Genomic DNA, 20,078 nt, shown 5'->3' on the forward strand with positions numbered 1-20,078 from the left:
CTAACAGCCGTCACTGTAACAAATTTAGGATTTAAAATGAGCGAACAAGATAAAACCGTAAAGCTTTCTGATAACGAACGTTTAAAAAGAGAAAGTAACTTTTTACGCGGCACTATAGCGCAAGATTTAAAAGATGAAATTACCGGTGGTTTTACTGCCGATAATTTCCAGTTAATTCGTTTTCATGGCATGTACCAGCAAGATGACCGCGATATTCGTCCTGAGCGTGCTAAGCAAAAGCTAGAACCACTACATAATGTCATGCTGCGTGCGCGTATGCCTGGCGGCATTATTAAGCCCGAGCAATGGTTAGCAATTGATAAGTTTGCTGGGGAGAAAACCAGCTATGGCAGTATTCGTTTAACTACGCGCCAAACATTTCAGTTTCATGGTGTATTAAAACCTGAAATTAAAGGTATGCACCAATTACTTAATAGCGTGGGTATTGATTCTATTGCAACTGCCGGTGACGTGAACCGAAATGTACTTTGTACCACTAACCCTGTTGAGTCTGAGTTACACCAGGAGGCGTATGAGTGGGCGGCAAAGATTTCTGAACACTTATTACCTAAAACCAAAGCGTATGCAGAGATTTGGCTCAATGGCGAAAAAAGCGAAACCACAGAAGAGCCAATTTTAGGCTCAACTTATTTACCGCGTAAGTTTAAAACCACTGTAACAATTCCACCAAATAATGAAGTGGATGTTCATGCAAACGACTTAAACTTTGTGGCGATTGCTGATAACGGTAAATTAGTTGGTTTTAACGTGCTAGTAGGGGGTGGCCTTGCCATGACCCATGGTGATACTGCAACGTATCCACGAAAAGCCGATGATTTTGGTTTTATTGCCCTTGAAGATACCCTAAAAATTGCTGAGCACGTGGTATCTGTTCAGCGTGATTGGGGTAATCGTTCTAACCGTAAAAACGCAAAAACTAAATACACACTTGACCGTGTTGGGTCTGGTGTATTTAAAGCAGAAGTTGAAAAACGTGCAGGCGTGAGTTTTGCACCAAGCCGCCCTTATGAGTTTACTCATCGAGGGGATCGTATTGGCTGGGTTGAAGGCATTGACGGTAAACATCACTTAACGCTCTTTATTCAAAGTGGTCGTATTTTAGATTACCCCAATAAGCCACTGAAAACAGGGTGTCGTAAGATTGCAGAAATCCATCAAGGTGACTTTCGCATGACCGCCAATCAAAACTTAATTATTGCCGGTGTGCCTGCGGATCAAAAAGCAATCATTGAAAAAATAGCGCGTGAACACGGTTTGATTGATGACAAAGACACTGAGCAACGTAAAAACTCAATGGCGTGTGTGTCACTGCCCACTTGTCCTTTAGCGATGGCTGAAGCCGAGCGTTACTTACCGAGTTTAATTGAAAAAATAGAAGGCTTATTGGCTAAGCATGGAGTACCAAATGACAGCATTATTATGCGTGTGGTTGGTTGCCCTAACGGCTGTGGTCGTGCCATGCTAGCTGAAGCTGGATTAGTAGGTAAAGGCCCAGGTAAGTACAATGTTTACCTTGGCGGGAATACGGAGGGTACGCGTATCCCTAAGCTTTATCTTGAAAATGTGGGCGAAGAAGTTTACCTAGAGGCATTTGATAAGCTGATTGGGCAATGGGTTAGTGAGCGCAATGAAGGCGAATGCTTTGGTGATTTTGTTATTCGCAAGGGTATTGTTGCAGAAGTAAAAGTATCTGTTACCGATTTTTACGCATAATTTAAAAGCAGCGCACCGCGCTGGTGAGGTTTAAAATTGACCATGAGTGAATTTAAAAACATATTACAGCTAGATAAGCAAAGCCAACAGGCTATGTTAGCTGATGCGAACGGTTTGCTGGCTAACATGAGTGCTGAGCAGCGCGTTGCATGGGCGTTAGAGCACTTGCCTGACACCGCGTTTTTATCATCGAGTTTTGGTATTCAAGCAGCGGTAATGTTGCATTTAATGACATCACAGCGCCCCGATATACCTGTTGTATTAACAGACACGGGTTATCTATTTCCAGAAACCTATCAGTTTATCGATCAGATGAGCGAGCGTTTATCACTTAATTTAAAAGTGTATAAAGCGCAGTTGAGCCCTGCATGGCAAGAGGCTAAATTTGGAAAACTATGGGAGCTAGGTGAAGAAGGTATTAAGCAATACAACCAGCTCAATAAAGTAGAGCCAATGACGCGTGCTTTAAAAGAGCTTAACGCGAGCACCTGGTTTAGTGGCTTGCGTCGAGATCAATCGTCGAGCCGTGCTGAAAAACAAGTTTTAGAAATCAGCCGAGGTACAGTAAAAGTGTACCCTATTATTGAGTGGAATAATCGTGATGTGTACCAATACCTCACTAAACATGATCTGCCATACCACCCATTATGGGAGCAAGGTTATGTGTCTATGGGTGATGTACACACTACGCGTAAATTAGAGCCAGGAATGAGCGAAGAAGAAACCCGCTTTTTTGGGCTGAACCGTGAGTGTGGCTTGCATATTGATGGTGATGGAATTTAATTACCTTATTATTCAAAGCTATAAATTTAAAAACGCAGCTAAAGCTGCGTTTTTATTTTGTGGAAAATAATTGCCTGACTGCTGTTTTTTTATTATATTAATGATAATAAAGGATTAAATTTACAGCAGGAACGCTATGAAATACTTTACCTACTTAGCAATATCAGTAATGGTCATTGCTCTTATCTCTTTGTTTTATCTTAAAAAGCCAAATGGGCAACCTTGGCTCACCAGCTCATTGATTAAAAATGAATCTTTTTCTATTAAAGATAAAGTGGTAGCGCTTTCATCTAATACATTCGAACAGCTCACACTTGAGCTTAAAAAAGTAGGAGATAAAATCACATCGTCACCGTTAGCATCTGACTCTCAAAGTAAAATTTATAAGTGGCAAGATGAGCAAGGGCAGTGGCATTTCTCCGATGTGCCAAATAAAAATGGCAAGAGTATTGAAGTGCATCTTGATCCCGCAGATATTAATGTTGTGGTAGCCGAAGATACAGCTATATTAAGTGGCAGTGCTAAATCTGCGGCAAAACCTTTTCCTCAGCGAGCGCCTGAAATATACAACAGTGAGTCAATCAATAAGTTGTTTGAAGATGCTGAAAAAGCCAAAAAGAGAATTGAGCAACGCAGTAAAGAAGTCGAAAGTTTCAGCGGCTTTTAGCTCTAGACGGTTACTGCGATTTCAAGTAGCGCTTTTCTGCTTCCATTAATAATATGGTTAAATAAATTTTAGTTGGCAGTGATAAAAACACACCAATTGCAATGCACGCTGCTGCAGTAATAATGCCTTTAATACCGTACTGGCTGGTAAAGTAGCTCGATACAATTAATATATGGCCTGTCACAATCAGGCATAACCCAAGCAAAATAGATGTTTTAAGTAGTCTTATCATTACTATTGAAGACATGGCGACCTCTGCGCAGCGTGTCTTCTTAGTGTATGGTATCTTGATAGAGCAACATTGATTTAGCGCAAGGGTGTATCAATATTTACTCTATAGCGAATGTAAAAAAGCCCAGCTCATTGCTGAGCTGGGCTTTTAAGCTACTACTGTTTAATGGCTAGTTAGTCGAGCATATTGCGTAATACGTACTGTAAAATCCCGCCATGTTTGTAGTAATCCCACTCTTTAGGGGTATCAATACGCACATCGGCACTAAAACTAACTTGTTTACCTTCACTGTTAGTGGCAATGACACTGACTTCGTCGGTTTTGTCGTATAAACCTTGAATATCAAATTGTTCTTGCCCCGTTAAGCCCAATGATTCATGGCTTTCACCCTCTTTAAATTGTAAAGGTAATACGCCCATACCAATCAGGTTCGAGCGGTGAATACGCTCATAGCTTTGTGCTATCACAGCTTTAATACCGAGTAGTAATGAGCCTTTTGCAGCCCAATCTCGTGAGGAGCCGGTACCATATTCTTTACCTGCTAGAACCACTAATGGTGTTCCACTCTCTTGATATGCCATTGCCGCATCATAAATACTCTCTAGCTTATCGTCAGGTTGAGTGCGAGTGACACCGCCCTCAGTACCGGGGGCGAGTAAGTTTTTAAGGCGCACATTAGCAAATGTACCACGCATCATCACTTCGTGATTACCACGGCGAGAACCATAAGAATTAAACTGTGCTTTTTCTACCCCATTTTCTTGTAGATAAAGTCCTGCGGGTGCCTCCGCTTTAATCGCACCTGCTGGTGAAATATGATCGGTAGTCACTGAATCGCCTAGTTTAGCTAGACAGCGCGCACCTTCTATTTTTGGGATCCCCGGCGGTTCAACACTCATACCATCAAAGAATGGCGCTTTTTTGATATAAGTCGAGGCAGCATCCCAATCGTAAAGCTTACCATCAGGTATTTGAATTTTTTGCCAGCGACTGTCGCCATCGTAAACATTGGCGTAGCTTTTTTCGAACATTTCTTTAGTTACCGTATTTTTTACAAGCTCACTCACTTCTTTAACGCTTGGCCAAATATTTTTAAGGTATATATCGTTACCATGCTTATCTTGCGCAAGTGGTTCGTTGTATACATCAATATCGGTTCTACCTGCTATAGCATAAGCTACTACAAGTGGTGGCGACGCGAGGAAGTTCATTTTAACGTCTTGGTGAATACGCCCTTCAAAGTTACGGTTACCCGACAAAATAGAGCTTACAATTAGTTTATGTTTTTGAATAGCTTCTGAAATTTCATCCGCTAATGGGCCTGAGTTACCGATACAGGTGGTACAGCCATAACCAACTAAGTTAAAACCAAGCGCATCAAGATCATCCATTAACCCTGCTTTTTCAAGGTAATCGGTAACCACCTGCGAACCTGGTGCTAAAGACGTTTTAACCCAAGGTTTTACATTAATACCTAATTGACATGCTTTTTGAGCCACTAATCCTGCCGCTAAAATTACGCTTGGATTAGAGGTATTAGTACAGCTTGTTATTGCAGCAATGACGCAGGCGCCATCGTTTAATTCAAACTCTTGGCCATTAAAGTTAACTTTTGCTGCGCCCATAAACTGCGCTTCATCAGTGGGTTCGTCAGGATTGGTAGTAGGGCCTTCACTTTCAATACGCGCTTGCTCTTCATCGCTTTTATCTCGACGTGCCATACGTTCGTCTTGGAAGTCTTTTAAGTGTTGACCAATAACATCACCGGCTTTATCCAGTGTGATTCTGTCTTGTGGACGTTTCGGGCCAGCAAGACTTGGTACTACATCATCTAAAGTTAGTTCTAGCTTATCAGTATAATGTGCTTCATCGCCATCATTACGCCATAAACCTTGATGTTTTGCGTAATCTTCAATCAGTTTAAGCTGCTTTTCATCGCGATTAGTTAAGCGTAAGTAATTAATCGTTTCATCATCAATAGGGAAAATACCACAGGTTGCGCCATATTCCGGTGCCATGTTGGCAATAGTCGCTCTGTCGGCCAGTGGTAAGTCGGCAAGCCCGTCACCATAAAACTCAACAAACTTACCTACCACACCGTGGTTACGCAGCATTTCAGTAACAGTAAGTACTAAATCGGTTGCTGTAGTGCCCTCAGGTAAGCGACCATTTAATTTAACACCCACAACCTGTGGAATAAGCAAGCTAATAGGTTGGCCAAGCATTGCGGCTTCGGCTTCAATACCGCCTACACCCCAACCGAGTACGCCTAAGCCGTTGATCATGGTTGTGTGAGAATCAGTACCAACCAGTGTATCTGGATAAGCTAACGATTTACCGTTTTTTGTATCATTAAATACTACGCGGGCTAAATACTCTAAATTTACTTGATGGACAATACCTGTGGCTGGTGGCACCACTTTTAAATTATCAAATGCAGTTTGACCCCAACGTAAAAATTCGTATCGCTCTTTATTACGTTCATATTCTAGTTTTGAATTTAAGTCGAATGAGCCATCTTTACCGTAACCATCCACTTGTACTGAGTGATCTATCACCAGTTCAGCCGGAGAAAGCGGATTTATTTTTGCAGGATCGCCACCAAGTTTTTCCATCGCATCACGCATGGCGGCTAAGTCAACAATAGCAGGGACACCGGTAAAATCTTGCATTACTACGCGGGCAGGGGTGAAGGCTACTTCGGCCGAGGGCTTAGCCTTTGGATCCCAATCTAGTAGTGCCTGAATATCTTGCTCTTTAATATTCACACCATCTTCATTACGCAATAAATTTTCTAGTAATATTTTTAACGAAAAAGGCAGGCGTTTGGCTTTATCGCCAAGTCCCATGAGCGAGTTAATATGATATTGCTCGCCATTGATAGTAAGCTGTTGTTGGGTGTCGAAACTATTTTTCATTATTTGTCCCTTCAATAAATTAGATTGATATTCTTGAAAAAGTGACCTCTGTAGTAGTTTGCAAACTGTGTACCATGATAAAAAAATACTATGCAGTGTAATTTTTTTGACTGTTATATAAATAGAGATGAAGGCCAAAAGTTAAAATTCAAGGGATGCTCTGAGTAATAATTGGCCACAAAACTAAACTCAAAAAAGTGTTATTTAAAGTAGTCCTGTTGTTTTAAGTGGAAACTTAAATACACCAATGCAATCGCAATTAAGGTCACTGCAATAGGCATAAAAATAGCGCTAACGCCAAACAAGCTGATGCTATTAATAATCATAAAATTATAGTATTGCTGAGCTAAAACCGCTGCCAAAGAGATTATTAATGTTAATGTGGCTAGTGACTTTTTGAATAATAAAAGTACGCACCCTAATGCGCCGCCAAATACTGCAATAGCAAACGCTAAAGTAGCCCATAGGGGTTGGCTGTTATAAGCAAGTTGTTGTTCTTGTGGGAGTTTACTTACCATTTCGGGTGTTAATAATAGCTGCATGATAAATGCAAAAACACCTAATATATTCCATAACAGGGCGGTGATGAGTACGGGTTTTATCCAGCGGTTTGCAGTGTTTTCTGACATGTAAGCATCGATTTTTTATTATTGATATTCTATTAAAGAATAAAAAAGCCAGTGATGCAAACTGGCTTTTAATAACACATATGACGTAAGCGAATGTTAGCCAAACGAAATAGGACGACGACCCGTTTTTTCATCCACTTTAGGTTTTTTAGTACGTTTGCGCTTATTTTTAGCCGGCTCTGTTGTTGCTACGGGCGCGGCTTTTTCTGCTGTAACTGTTTCATCAATAACAGGACGCTCTGCAGGAGTTGCATCTTCACTTAGCGTCAGTTGGAACAACTCGCCATCAAATGTAAGAACATCGCCACTGTATAATTTTTTCCGTTTAATTGTACAAATTTCATGGTTAACACCTACATAGCCACCGCTAATTAGATTTTTTGCTTGGCCACCACCTTCAACTAGATCTAATACTTTTAATAATTTACAAAGCTCTATAGGCTCTTCTTCTAATTCAATTTCTATATATTCTTCGTTCATCATGTTTCTCTGTGGGGGTGGCATTAGCTGTAGTATAAAGGCTAGCTGGTTATTTTGCACCAAAGTGCGTTTGTTAGATGCGATGATTGTGCATTTTTTATGAAACTTTTTACCTCTTTCATTTGTCTTTAAAAAAACTGAAGTAATTCAAGACTACACTTCGCGTGAAAAAAATTACACATTGGCGCGCTTATTGCCAATATCTGTCGTAAAAAGAGATTGAATATAAACAGTGGAGTAAAACATGGGCATAAGATTAGCGATGAAAAAAGAGCTAATGGGCTTAGACAATTCAGATATGTTAACTGCTGATGATGTTAGAAAGCATTTGGCTCAGCAGGTACAAGAAGACACTGAACGTGGTTTTTCAGTTATCTCCAAGTTTAATGACACCCATAGTCAGTTAGTCAGCGGGCTTAAAACCAAACAAAGCGAGCTGGTATTTGAACGACATCGTTTATTTAATGAAGTACTTTATAATCGCCAGAGTGTTGATGCATGGTTAAATAACCAAATAAATTAAATTGCCATTTTAAATCACCCCTTATAGACTACACTTGTAATTGATTGGGGGTGATAATGAAAAATGGAATTTTAATATGTGTATTGGTGTTTTTATTAGCTGCGTGCCAGCGACCTACTGTTTATGTTTTTATTGAAAACTTGCAAGGTGAACAGCGCAACCAGCTAGATGCTGCACTAAATGCACAAACTCTTCCCTATGAATATGTAGAACTAGCAATCCCATCAGATTTTGGTGAGGCCACATTACTACTCTCAAGCGATAAAATTTACCCCAAAGAGACGGAGCAACTTGCAGCTATAATGCAAGAGCTAGGGTACGCGCCACAAGTTAATTATACAAGTCGTTCAAATCATTTTTATGGTGATGGCAATATAGGCTTTTATTTAAAAAATGCTGATGCCAATAGAAATTTTGTTATGCCTAAACAGCTGAGAACAACTCATTGCAGCGAAGATAAATACAATGATTTAGCAGTCAAATTTGCAAATGAAGCTGTTGAGTTTACATTACCAAGTGGCGCAATCGTGAGGCTAAACTGGGAATATTTATATGGTTATGTTGTTGTTTATTTTAAAGACTATTCGCAAACATACAGTCATTCGCAGCCGCTTGTAAATACCCCCTTTGGCGCCAAGCCGTCAGATACCTACACATATACCGCAAGCGTTAACACCCCTGGTTGGCTTGATTGCTCACTACAAATTGTTTATATGGACTGATTTAACCGTGGGTTTCTATATGTTCGCTTAGTTTAGCTATGCGCAGGCTCATTCCTTCAATAATACGGTCTTTAATTTTTTCGCGTATAACATTAGGTAGGCGGGTAAGGGCATCGGCAGTAATAGCCAGTACGATGGCATTTTCTTTGGCGCGTGCATTAATGCTGCGCTCTCGGTTATTAATAAACGCGCCCTCACCAATAAATTCACCAGGCTCTATACTACCCAGTTCCAGTAGGTGACTATGCTTAAACACCATCAAAGAGCCACTGAGGACAATAAAAAGTCGCTTGTCATTATCAAACTCTTTAAATAAAAACTGATTTTTACTTACTAAGTATAATAATCCAAACGACTCTAAAAGAATTTGACGTTCATTAAGCGTGAACTCTTTAAAGAATTCTAAGCGATTTATAATTTCCATTTGCTTAAACAAAGGGATGTTTTCAATTAACTTCATCAATAACCTAGGGCGCTAGCCTTATAAAATATCAGCTAATATTGCGCTCTTTTAATTTACGGGTCAACGTATTGCGACCCCAACCAATTTTTACCGCGGCTTCTTGCTTATGGCCTGAACAATTAGCGAGTGCTGTTTTTATTAAGCGGGTTTCCAGCTGGGCTTGAATATCCGGCCAAATATTTTCTTTACCTTGTTTAAACTCTTGATTAAGCCATTGCTGAAATGAATCTAGCCAATCGCCTTCTTGAGTTGCGGCGGCATTATCAATAATTTCAGGGGGTAAATCTTGCTCACCAATCAGCTCCCCAGGTGCCATTACGGTTAACCATCGACAGGTGTTTTCAAGCTGGCGAACATTTCCTGGCCAATTAAATAAACACAGTTGTTTAATCGCTTTAGGGCTAAGTACTTTACTATCTACTTGCAGGTCTTTTGCACTTTTATGTAAAAAGTGTAGCGCTAAGCGTTCTATGTCTTCGGGGCGCTCGCGTAGAGCCGGCAAGCGTAAGCGAACCACGTTTAAACGATGAAATAAGTCATCTCTAAACTTACCTTGTTTTACCAGCTCTTCTAAATTTTGGTGAGTGGCAGCAATGATGCGCACATCCACTTTTATACTTTGATGGCCGCCAACGCGGTAAAACTCGCCATCGGCTAATACGCGTAACAAGCGGGTTTGTACATCAAGTGGCATATCACCTATTTCATCCAAAAATAAGGTACCGCCATTGGCTTGTTCAAAGCGCCCTTTACGCACGCTATCGGCCCCCGTAAAAGCGCCTTTTTCATGGCCAAATAATTCAGACTCAACTAACTCTTTAGGAATAGCGGCCATATTAAGAGCAATAAATTGGTTTTCTTTACGCGGGCTGTGATTGTGCAAGGCGCTGGCAACCAACTCTTTACCGGTACCTGATTCACCATTGATGAGTACGCTCATACTGGATGCTGAGAGTTTGCCTATAGCACGAAACACTTCCTGCATAGCAGGGGCTTCGCCAATAATATGAGCGCTTTTGGGTGGCGCGCTTTTTCGTTTGGTTTTTTTGGTCGAATTAGCACGATAGGCGCTTTCCACTAGCGCAACGGCTTCATTTAAATCAAACGGTTTAGCTAAGTACTCAAACGCACCTTTTTGAAAAGCATTAACCGCTGAGTCTAAATCAGAGTGTGCGGTCATAATAATAACGGGTAGGCCAGGGGTTTGCTCAGCTATCAGCTCAAGTAACGCCATCCCGTCCATCCCCGGCATTCTTACATCTGAAATTAACACACTGGGTTGACTAAATTTTAGTGCATTAAGAACGTTTTGCGCATCTGCAAAGCTTTCTACTTCAAACCCTGCGCGAGTCAGTGCTTTTTCTAGTACAAAGCGAATTGAGGCATCATCATCTACAAGCCAAGCTGTTTTCATGCAAACTCCAAAGTATTAATCTGTAAATGGCAGATAAATATTAAATTCAGTATGTCCTGGCCAACTATCGCATTCGATATAGCCATCATGTTGATCAATCAAGGTTTGCGCTATAGATAATCCAAGTCCCGAGCCACCTTCTTTATTAGTGGTCATAGGGTAAAATAAGGTGTCGCGTAAATTAGCATCAATACCTGGGCCGTTATCCATTACTTGAATAAGCAATGCCTTTTTAGGGGCTTTTCCCGGGCGACGATGCTGATAATTAATCCGTGTTTTTATTTTTATTTCGCCACCATCCACCAATGCCTGTTGCGCATTACGCACAATATTAAGCACCACTTGTTGAACCTTGCTCTGATCAATATAGACATCAGGAATACTCGGGTCGTAGTCTTTAACTAACCGAATATCGCGGTTGTTATCTAACGTACTGAGTTTAACAACCGACTCTAATGTTTGATGTATATTGCCATACGATTTTTGCGGTAGTTGGTTAGGCCCAAGGAGTCTATCAACTAATTCACGCAACCGATCGGCTTGTTCAATTATCAGTTCTGCACATTGATCTCTTTCTTGTTGATCACCCTCATACTGCAATAATTGCGCCGCCCCGCGAATTCCACCCAGCGGGTTTTTAATTTCATGGGCTAAACCGCGAATTAAGTTACGTGCAGCTTGGTATTGATGCATTTGATTTGAGACTTGGTCATGTTTTATTTCGTCATCGGTTTGTCGACATTCAAATAAAATATAATAGGTGTCGTTATGTTTTATTCGCCGAGTACTCACCGCTAATTTTGCATGGCGAGAATCGATAAACACCACGTCAGCCCTGTGCTGGTGGCAGTCTACACCATCAACTAACGAGTACTGTGCAATGCGTTTTAAGTCGATAGAATGGTAGTTAAATAAATCGTCGAATGCTTGTCCTAGCAAACGTTTTTCGCCTAAGCCAAGTAATTCACTGGCACTGGTGTTAGCGTAAATAAGCTGAAAGCTTTCATCAAGTAACATCAGGGCGGTTGTTTGGTTTTGCCAAATTATATTCAGTAGCTCTGGGCTAAAATGTGTTTTATTAATCATCATTGCACCATTTTAGTGCGCCTGGGAAGGTAGGCAAGGTTTTTAGAAAATATACGCTAAACACGCGTACTTAATTGTAATTATCGACCTATGTTAAGGCCTTTACGGTGCATAAAAAATACACTGTCAGGACTGGTTGCAATTACCTGATTTTGTTTATTATAAAGTTTAACTTGCAGTGTGTGTTGGCCTCGCTCCACATCTCTTAACGCCAGTGTAGTGGTGTCACTAGGTTCACCAATGGCAACGCCATTTAAAAATAAACCAATGGTAAATCCAGCTTCAAATCGAGGGGCAATACGGGTAGAGACATACACAGAGCCGGTGTTTTCCCTGATAGTTTGGTTTGGTTCAGGCGATGAAATACTAATACTAAACTTTACTGCTGTTTTAGTAGGAGCAGTATCAAGAATATCGGTGTTTGTAGCGGGCATGCTGAGATGTTGGCTCGTGAGTTTAACCTCTTTAGCGCCAGGCTGAGGAGTATCTGAAAAAACCAACACCCCATTTTTGTCTTTCCATGCGTAAATTTTTTTATCGCTCGCATGGCTATTAAGGCTTAACATTAAAGCTATTAATAGCAACAAAATCTTACCTACCATCCAGCTATCCTGCATTGTTTAAACTAACTTCACTTTAGTGTAGAACCGTTAAATTTACCATAAAAAAAGCCCGCAAAGCGGGCTTAAAACACACATTATTTATCGGTTAATAAATTAACAGCTGTAGTACATTTCGAACTCAACAGGGTGAGTTGTCATGTTAAGTTTTTCAACTTCTTTTGACTTAAGTGCGATGTAAGCATCGATTAGGTCATTGGTGAATACACCACCTTGGTTTAAGAATTCACGGTCTGAATCAAGTGCAGCTAGTGCTTCATCTAATGATGAGGCTACTGTTGGAATTTCTGCCGCTTCTTCAGCTGGTAAGTCGTATAAATCCTTGTCCATAGCATCGCCAGGGTGGATCTTGTTTTTAATTCCGTCAAGGCCAGCCATAAGCATTGCTGAGAAAGCAAGGTATGGGTTAGCTGTTGGATCTGGGAAGCGTACTTCGATACGACGACCTTTTGCAGATGGCACAACTGGAATACGGATTGACGCCGAACGGTTACGAGCCGAGTATGCAAGCATTACCGGAGCTTCAAAACCAGGTACTAAACGTTTGTACGAGTTAGTTGACGCGTTAGCAAAAGCGTTGATCGCTTTAGCATGTTTGATGATACCGCCAATGTAGTAAAGTGCATCTTCAGAAAGTCCGCCGTATTTATCACCTGCGAATAAGTTTACGCCATCTTTTGCTAAAGACTGGTGACAGTGCATACCAGAACCGTTATCACCAACAACCGGCTTAGGCATAAATGTTGCCGTTTTACCGTAAAGGTGAGCCATGTTGTGGATAACATATTTCATTTCTTGGATTTCATCGGCCTTTAACACCATAGTATTAAAACGCGTTGCGATCTCGTTTTGACCGGCAGTCGCCACTTCGTGGTGATGCGCTTCAACAACTTGACCCATTTCTTCTAAAACTAGGCACGTTGCAGAACGCCAATCTTGGAAATCATCAACAGGTGCAACTGGGAAGTAACCGCCTTTAACACCTGGGCGATGGCCTGTATTGCCATCTGCATATTCTTTATCTGAGTTCCAAGCTGCTTGCTTAGAATCAATTTTATACATTGAACCTGACATGTCAGATTTGTATTTAACATCGTCAAATACGAAAAACTCTGGTTCTGGGCCAAATAAAACAGTGTCAGCAATACCCGTAGAGCGCATGTACTCTTCAGCGCGCTTAGCAACTGAGCGAGGGTCGCGTTCGTAACCTTGTAATGTAGAAGGTTCAACCACGTCACAACGAACGATTAGTGTTGTTTCTTCTGTGAAAGGGTCAAGTTTAATTGAATCTGCATCTGGTAGTAACACCATGTCTGATTCGTTGATGCCTTTCCAGCCAGCAATTGAAGAACCGTCAAACATCTTTCCATCTTCGAAAAAGTCTTCATCAACTTGATGATGAGGAATAGAAACATGTTGCTCTTTACCTTTTGTGTCAGTAAAGCGTAAATCAATGAACTTAACGTCATTTTCTTTAATAAAATCTAAAACCGATTGTGACATGTGTCCTCCAACTATTGGGTTTTATTATTGCTGCTTAGATACGTTGAATACTTATAAGCTGATTTTGTGCCACTATTATAATTATTTGTTTTTTATGTAAAAAAATATAAATAAAATAAAGGTGATATAGATTAAGCACCATCTTAGTGCGTAATTTTTCCAAAATGGTGCAATATTTACAAAGCAATAATTGCTTGTAAATTAATCACCTTAGACTAGCACAAAGAAAATGCAAAATACGCAGTAAAGTTGCTTTAAATTAACCCAAAACCATCTTTTTATATAAATATCTAAAAATTAATTATCATAATTAATTATTTTAAAACAATGGGTTAATTATTTTATTGAGAAAGTTTGAAATTTTATTTTGGATAAACTTTCATCCATTCCATTTATAGGGGATAATATGCGCCCTTTTAAATCCTATGCTGGGACATCTCGTGAAAGCGCAGGTGAGAACGTATAGCCCCTGCAGGATCAATGAGATTCAATTTCTCTGAGTGAATATATGAGCATCGAAAAGTTAAGAAATATAGCAATTATCGCCCACGTTGACCACGGTAAAACAACACTGGTTGATAAACTACTTGAGCAATCAGGTACATTAGAAACACGCGGCGGTAATGAAGAGCGCGTGATGGATTCAAACGACATTGAAAAAGAACGTGGTATTACCATTTTAGCGAAAAACACCGCTATCTCTTGGAATGATTACCATATCAATATCGTAGATACTCCTGGACACGCCGACTTCGGTGGTGAAGTTGAACGCGTACTTTCGATGGCTGACTCAGTATTACTACTTGTTGATGCTCAGGAAGGTCCAATGCCACAAACGCGTTTCGTAACGCAAAAGGCATTCGCGCAAGGCTTAAAGCCAATCGTTGTTATCAATAAAATTGATAAGCCAGGTGCTCGCCCTGATTGGGTTATGGATCAAATCTTTGATTTATTCGACAACCTAGGCGCAACTGATGAACAGTTAGACTTTAAAGTAATCTACGCATCAGCAATCAATGGTTGGGCTACATTAGATTTAGACGAAGCATCTGATAACATGGAACCTATGTTCAAGATGATCGTTGACGAAGTATCACCACCGGATGCAGATCCTGAAGGTGACTTCCAAATGCAGATTTCACAGCTTGATTACAACTCTTATAAAGGTGTAATTGGCATTGGTCGTATCAAACGCGGTTCAGTTGTACCTAACCAACAAGTTACGGTTATTAGCGCTGACGGGTCTAAACGTAACGGTAAAATTGGTTCAGTACAAAGCTACTTAGGTCTTGAGCGTATTGACACTGACAAAGCTTACGCTGGTAACATCGTAACGGTAACGGGTCTTGGCGAGCTTAAGATTTCAGATACGCTTTGTTGTCCTAACAACGTTGAAGCATTACCTCCACTAAGTGTTGATGAGCCAACAGTAACGATGACGTTCTCTGTAAATAACTCACCTTTCTGTGGTAAAGAAGGTAAGTTTGTAACATCACGTAATATCCGTGAGCGTTTAGACAAAGAATTAGTACACAACGTTGCACTTCGCGTTGCAGACACTGATAACCCAGATAGCTTCCGTGTATCGGGTCGTGGTGAATTACACTTAGGTATCTTAATCGAGAACATGCGTCGTGAAGGTTACGAGTTAGCGGTATCTCGTCCAGAAGTTATCTTACGTACTGTTGATGGTGTGTTAGAAGAACCGTATGAAACACTAACAATTGACTGTCAAGAAGAGCACCAGGGTTCTATCATGGAACAAATTGGTCTTCGTAAGGGTGAGCTTACTGATATGGCCCCAGATGGTAAAGGCCGTATGCGTTTGGACTTTATGATCCCAAGCCGTGGTTTAATCGGTTTCCAAACTGAGTTCATGACGTTAACATCGGGTTCTGGTTTACTTTACCATACGTTCGATCACTACGGTCCGCACAAAGGTGGCGAGCTAGGTGTTCGTAAGAACGGTGTAATGATTGCAAATGCAACAGGTAAAGCACTAACTAACGCATTATTTAACTTACAAGAGCGCGGCCGTTTATTCATCGGTCACGGTGTTGAAGTATACGAAGGTATGGTTATCGGTATTCATAGCCGTGATAACGACCTTACAGTTAATGCGCTTAAAGGTAAGCAACTTACTAACGTTCGTGCATCTGGTACCGATGAAGCACAAACACTAACACCAGCTCTTAACTATTCACTTGAGCAAGCGCTTGAGTTTATTGCTGATGATGAGTTAGTAGAAGTTACACCTGAGAACATTCGTATTCGTAAACGTCATTTAACTGAAAATGAGCGTAAACGTGCGGGTCGTGCGCCAAAGTCATAATCTATTAATTTAGAATCATGATTTTAAAAGCCGCTGTATTGCAAAATACAGCGGCTTTTTTGTGGATAATAGTTAGCCAGAGAAGAGCGTAAGTCCACAGGTTAAAGCATCGCAGTTGGTTCGATACTGTTAAACAGTTTTTAATATTGAACCTAAAAGAGGTATTAAGTTATTATCAAAGCTATATTTACTATGTGCGTGTGAGCTAGTGTGAATACCGAAAATGAAATTATGGCAAAACTAGAGATAGAACATATTGCTGAACTGCAAAAATATAAAGATGAATTTGAAACGTTAGGAAAAAATGATTGGGGCTTGAAAGATCTCATATCAATCTTTTTACCCTTTATTTTGTTATCAATTGCTAATAGCTTCTATGATATTGAAACTGAAATATTTCAAATAATATGTTTTATTTTCCTTGCTTCAGCTGTGGTGCAGGGAATGATTAGGGAGCAGACCAAAAAAACAAATCGCAGAATTGATTTGCTTCTTAAAATTATTAATCATGAGCAAAAGGGTGGCTGAAATTAGCTTTATTAGGGCGCAGCGCTCTTTATATAAGGAAAAACGTGCTTGAGAATTAAATAATCTATATTGCAAAGTCTCTGTTTTTGTTAATAGGGTATTTTTGTTGGGTTTCGCTTAGCTCAACCCAACCTTCGTTATCAATTATTAGTTAGTGATTACTTACTTTCGGTAGCAAGGTGATTTTCCCAAATACATCTGCATCTATAAATCCACGGTTTCTGTCACCGTTCACTGGCTTTACTTCGTGTGAGCCCATAAAGTGCTCACGAACTTTACTGCCGTCGTTATCGCAATATGCGAGCATAAAGCCAATAACGTGTTTTTCAGTTAATTTAAGCGGAGTGTTTTGTGCGCCTTGTTGATAATCATTCGGGTAGAGTTTTATCGCCACTTCCCACGTGATGTTATAGGGCGCAGTGGTATTACGCTTCCAGCTACTAACTAAGTGGTCGGTATATAAATGCGCTTTTTTATCAGGGCCATAATCGGCTGCTTGGTTATCAAGACCAATGTGATAAGCAAACGCGGTATGATTAAACTGATGATTCCCGCCCGATGCGTCACTATCTATAAACACTTCTAAGGCATCATCATCCCAGTATTTATCAGTTGGATTTGGGTGAGTATCAATCAGCACATCGTCACTAATATCTGCTTGTAAATACAAGTAGTTTTCATCCCATAGAAGACGGTAGCGGCCTTTAAAATCGGCATCTGATGAGGGAAGTGCGCCATCCATTAGGTGCGGCATAGGATGCCATGTGGCGCTATCCCATGTACTTTCAGAGACACCATCAATAATAATAGCTGTTGATGTATAACTAACTTCAATAGCCATAAGTGGTTGGGTGAAAAGTAAACTAAAAGCGAGTAGTGTTTTTTTCATTAATAAGCTCATCAATTAAAGATGATTTAGCTTGGCTTAAATAGCAATTAAAAACAATCTCATAGTTGTATTTATTATATTAACTTATTGCCCCAGTTATGCTTGTTTTTAATGCCAACATTAATAAATGCGCGCTTTCACCCGACATTTTAAAAGGGTTAAAGTCAATGTTACCCGAGTATTTTAGATTAAGTAATTCGGTTAGCTGTGATTGCGGCACATAGCCCATTGACCATGTTTCAAACTCTCTTTCGGGAATTTGGGTATAGTTGAGCATAATTACATTGTGGTGGCGTTTGTCATTTAATATTTGTTGATAGGTATTATTAACAGCGGTTCTGGAGCCTTCAAGGCATTGTAAAAAGTACTCATTACTAAAACATAACATGCCGGTGACATTTGTTTTTACATTGTAGGTTCGCGCACTTTGTAAAATATTTTCTATATCTTCAGGCCCAAAACCACTACTTATTTTACTGGCGTAAATGAGTCGCACAAGAAACATAAAACCCCCTGACTGTTTAGTTAATTAAAGATAGTTCAGTGAGGGGGTTATTACTAATTATGTAAACGTATTTTGCGTAAATGACTAATTAAAGCTGGATGCTTTCACCTTCATTTAAAATATACAGAGGTATCTTCGAGTTCATTTTTTTATGCATATGCAATAAGCGCAGTAGTGCAGAGTGGCTGCTGTGATCGCCCATCTTCCAACTTGAGTTACCATAGCCCCACGGTATCATTACTTTACAGTTAAGCGCTTGTGCTGCGGTTAATGCATCCTCAGGAGTGGTATGTACATAACGGTACCAGTTGCCGTTCTCTTTATGGTAATAAGAGGCAATAGGCATTAAGCACACATCGATATCGCCATATTTTTGCTGTATATCGTTAAAGTGTTTTGAATAACCAGTGTCGCCTGCAAAAAATAAAGTGCTGCCACTTTGCTCAAGTAACCAGCCATTCCATAGGTCTTTATTGTTATCTTCATAAATAAAAGGCACTAAAACACGACTACTAAAATGATGCGCAGGTAGCGCATGAATGGTTAAATCATCAATTTTAGTTTTTGCATACCATGCCATTTCACTAATGTTAAAGCCACCTGTTGGAAAGTTATCAGCCATACCAAGGGGGGTTAGGTAGCGAGGCTGATTACCAATTTCTTCAATATCGGCTTTATTGAAATGATCGTAGTGAATGTGAGAATACATAACGGCGACTAAGTTTTTCAATTCATTGTCTGTGAGCCAGTCGCCAGGCTTGCGATAAAATCCTGAAGTAAGGCGAAAAGCTAAATCAATAGGCGAGTCAAATTGCTCTTTTACGGGATCAAACACAACTTGTTGGCCATTCGGGGTTTTGATCACAAAGCCTGCGTGTCCGAGCCAACGAATAGTAAAGCCCGCATTAACCTGCGGATTTTTTTGCTGACCTTGATATTGGCAGTTTTCAGCCTCTGTTTCACAAACTAAGTTATTGTTTTTTGGGTAGCAATCAGTTTCACAGCTAACAGGATAACTTTTTTTGCCTGGGTAGAGGTTGTGGTAGCGCCCAGCTTGCTCACCTTGTTGATGAAGTGGAATAACGGTATTAGGGCCAGCAATAACCTCAATATTATTCGCAGTGCTGCATGCAACGAGCACACTGGAGGCGATGATTAAGCTAAGTGTATGTATTTTCATAATTCATTTTTAGTTGTTATTTTTATCTTACTGAAAGTGTAACAAAAGCAGTTTGCTAAAAAAGGACAAAAAAGTAACAAAAAGTGTGTATAAAAAAGCCCGCTATTTTTAGCGGGCTCAGTTTAATAGGTTAAATATTTAGGATTTATTCATTTGCTCAATAAATTTATTTGAGTCTTCAATCGATTTGTTCATATCATTCATTAATAACTGAATATCGCGCTTTAAGTTAGTAAATTCACCTTTGATAGCCGCTACCGCTTGCGCATTTAAGTTATGCTTTAAGTACAATACGTTGTCTTTTAAAGATGATAATACCGGCTCCATTTTACTCTCGGCGCTGCGCATTGAGCGAAGTAACTGGTCGAATTGACGTTGTGTTGCTGCTAACTTTTTGCTGCTTTCACGCTTAAGTGAGGCACTTTTGTATTGCTCTAACTCATCATTCCACTCATCAAATAAAGCTTCTGCTACGTCTTCAACTTTATTAATATTACTTGATACTTCGTTTGCCGCTTGAAGGCTTGACTCGTAATCGTCATTAAGTTGATTGTAAGCATCTTGCAACTCACCGCCATCAAAATTAATGAGTGTAGTTAAACGCTCAAGTGCTGATTGAAATTCTTGTTGAGACTCTTGTTGTGAGTCTTTTGTTTCTTCAACGCGGTCAATCAAAATATCACGCTTATGAACACCTACTTTTTCCATTGCCGAATAATAAGCAGACTGACAACCAGAGAGCATCAGCATTAACGCAAGTATGGTTGTCCCTAAAAATGTTTGTTTTTTCATCTGAATTCCTATTTACGAGTGTTAATGCTGTAAATTATGGCCTTGATTGTTATTATAATCAAAAGCTCACCAACAAAG

General features: G+C 40.1%; 20 protein-coding genes. 7 read left to right on the top strand and 13 right to left on the bottom strand.

What is annotated here, in order from left to right:
- Positions 1-36 precede the first annotated feature (36 nt).
- From cysI to PSM_RS00880, 3 genes are all read left to right on the top strand, one after another.
- On the top strand, positions 37-1,734 hold the full coding sequence (cysI, locus tag PSM_RS00870; protein ID WP_013463783.1) for an assimilatory sulfite reductase (NADPH) hemoprotein subunit: 1,698 nt from the start codon (positions 37-39) through the stop codon (positions 1,732-1,734).
- A gap of 42 nt (positions 1,735-1,776) precedes the next feature.
- Positions 1,777-2,517, top strand: a complete 741-nt coding sequence (locus PSM_RS00875; RefSeq protein ID WP_013463784.1) for a phosphoadenylyl-sulfate reductase — start codon at positions 1,777-1,779, stop codon at positions 2,515-2,517.
- A gap of 136 nt (positions 2,518-2,653) precedes the next feature.
- Positions 2,654-3,184 carry a DUF4124 domain-containing protein gene (locus PSM_RS00880; protein ID WP_013463785.1) on the top strand — a complete coding sequence of 177 codons (531 nt, stop codon included), beginning with the start codon at positions 2,654-2,656 and terminating at the stop codon, positions 3,182-3,184.
- 10 nt (positions 3,185-3,194) lie between these two features.
- Here the strand turns inward: PSM_RS00880 and PSM_RS00885 are convergent, their stop codons facing one another.
- The 4 genes from PSM_RS00885 to PSM_RS00900 all read right to left on the bottom strand — a co-directional run bounded on the left by PSM_RS00885 (position 3,195) and on the right by PSM_RS00900 (position 7,443).
- Positions 3,195-3,431 (bottom strand): hypothetical protein, encoded by a 237-nt coding sequence (locus tag PSM_RS00885; RefSeq protein ID WP_013463786.1) that lies wholly within the window; start codon positions 3,429-3,431, stop codon positions 3,195-3,197.
- A gap of 158 nt (positions 3,432-3,589) precedes the next feature.
- Positions 3,590-6,334, bottom strand: a complete 2,745-nt coding sequence (gene acnA / locus PSM_RS00890) for an aconitate hydratase AcnA (protein ID WP_013463787.1) — start codon at positions 6,332-6,334, stop codon at positions 3,590-3,592.
- A gap of 200 nt (positions 6,335-6,534) precedes the next feature.
- Positions 6,535-6,963, bottom strand: a complete 429-nt coding sequence (locus tag PSM_RS00895) for a hypothetical protein (protein ID WP_013463788.1) — start codon at positions 6,961-6,963, stop codon at positions 6,535-6,537.
- Between the two features lie 96 nt (positions 6,964-7,059).
- Complete coding sequence (locus tag PSM_RS00900) at positions 7,060-7,443, bottom strand: RNA-binding S4 domain-containing protein (RefSeq protein ID WP_013463789.1); 384 nt, start codon at positions 7,441-7,443, stop codon at positions 7,060-7,062.
- Between the two features lie 244 nt (positions 7,444-7,687).
- On the opposite strand from PSM_RS00900, the gene PSM_RS00905 reads away from it, so the two are divergent.
- Together PSM_RS00905 and PSM_RS00910 are read left to right on the top strand one after the other, a co-directional pair.
- Positions 7,688-7,966, top strand: coding sequence for a hypothetical protein (locus tag PSM_RS00905; RefSeq protein ID WP_013463790.1), 279 nt, complete (start codon positions 7,688-7,690; stop codon positions 7,964-7,966).
- Between the two features lie 56 nt (positions 7,967-8,022).
- Positions 8,023-8,688 carry a hypothetical protein gene (locus tag PSM_RS00910; RefSeq protein WP_013463791.1) on the top strand — a complete coding sequence of 222 codons (666 nt, stop codon included), beginning with the start codon at positions 8,023-8,025 and terminating at the stop codon, positions 8,686-8,688.
- Position 8,689: 1 nt separating this feature from the next.
- Here the strand turns inward: PSM_RS00910 and PSM_RS00915 are convergent, their stop codons facing one another.
- The 5 genes from PSM_RS00915 to glnA form a co-directional block, all read right to left on the bottom strand.
- Positions 8,690-9,148, bottom strand: a complete 459-nt coding sequence (locus PSM_RS00915) for a Crp/Fnr family transcriptional regulator (RefSeq protein ID WP_013463792.1) — start codon at positions 9,146-9,148, stop codon at positions 8,690-8,692.
- Between the two features lie 31 nt (positions 9,149-9,179).
- On the bottom strand, positions 9,180-10,565 hold the full coding sequence (gene ntrC, locus PSM_RS00920) for a nitrogen regulation protein NR(I) (RefSeq protein WP_010391999.1): 1,386 nt from the start codon (positions 10,563-10,565) through the stop codon (positions 9,180-9,182).
- A gap of 15 nt (positions 10,566-10,580) precedes the next feature.
- On the bottom strand, positions 10,581-11,651 hold the full coding sequence (gene glnL, locus PSM_RS00925) for a nitrogen regulation protein NR(II) (protein ID WP_013463793.1): 1,071 nt from the start codon (positions 11,649-11,651) through the stop codon (positions 10,581-10,583).
- 80 nt (positions 11,652-11,731) lie between these two features.
- A complete protein-coding gene (locus PSM_RS00930; RefSeq protein ID WP_013463794.1) occupies positions 11,732-12,253 on the bottom strand; it encodes a DUF4124 domain-containing protein in 522 nt (173 codons plus the stop codon).
- 114 nt (positions 12,254-12,367) lie between these two features.
- Positions 12,368-13,774 (bottom strand): glutamate--ammonia ligase, encoded by a 1,407-nt coding sequence (gene glnA, locus PSM_RS00935; protein ID WP_013463795.1) that lies wholly within the window; start codon positions 13,772-13,774, stop codon positions 12,368-12,370.
- Between the two features lie 508 nt (positions 13,775-14,282).
- Here glnA and typA point away from each other — a divergent pair.
- Positions 14,283-16,106 (top strand): translational GTPase TypA, encoded by a 1,824-nt coding sequence (gene typA, locus PSM_RS00940; protein WP_013463797.1) that lies wholly within the window; start codon positions 14,283-14,285, stop codon positions 16,104-16,106.
- Positions 16,107-16,316: 210 nt separating this feature from the next.
- Positions 16,317-16,634, top strand: a complete 318-nt coding sequence (locus PSM_RS00945) for a hypothetical protein (RefSeq protein ID WP_016900062.1) — start codon at positions 16,317-16,319, stop codon at positions 16,632-16,634.
- A gap of 151 nt (positions 16,635-16,785) precedes the next feature.
- Here PSM_RS00945 and PSM_RS00950 read toward each other — a convergent pair whose 3' ends face one another.
- The 4 genes from PSM_RS00950 to PSM_RS00965 form a co-directional block, all read right to left on the bottom strand.
- Positions 16,786-17,523 carry a CBM9 family sugar-binding protein gene (locus tag PSM_RS00950; protein ID WP_029609984.1) on the bottom strand — a complete coding sequence of 246 codons (738 nt, stop codon included), beginning with the start codon at positions 17,521-17,523 and terminating at the stop codon, positions 16,786-16,788.
- Positions 17,524-17,602: 79 nt separating this feature from the next.
- Positions 17,603-18,028 (bottom strand): BLUF domain-containing protein, encoded by a 426-nt coding sequence (locus PSM_RS00955; RefSeq protein WP_016900061.1) that lies wholly within the window; start codon positions 18,026-18,028, stop codon positions 17,603-17,605.
- A gap of 88 nt (positions 18,029-18,116) precedes the next feature.
- A complete protein-coding gene (locus PSM_RS00960; RefSeq protein WP_013463801.1) occupies positions 18,117-19,208 on the bottom strand; it encodes an MBL fold metallo-hydrolase in 1,092 nt (363 codons plus the stop codon).
- Between the two features lie 138 nt (positions 19,209-19,346).
- A complete protein-coding gene (locus PSM_RS00965; protein WP_013463802.1) occupies positions 19,347-20,000 on the bottom strand; it encodes a DUF2959 domain-containing protein in 654 nt (217 codons plus the stop codon).
- Between the last annotated feature and the right edge of the window lie 78 nt (positions 20,001-20,078).

Origin of the sequence: Pseudoalteromonas sp. SM9913, from assembly GCF_000184065.1 — a bacterium.
Taxonomy (GTDB): domain Bacteria; phylum Pseudomonadota; class Gammaproteobacteria; order Enterobacterales; family Alteromonadaceae; genus Pseudoalteromonas; species Pseudoalteromonas tetraodonis.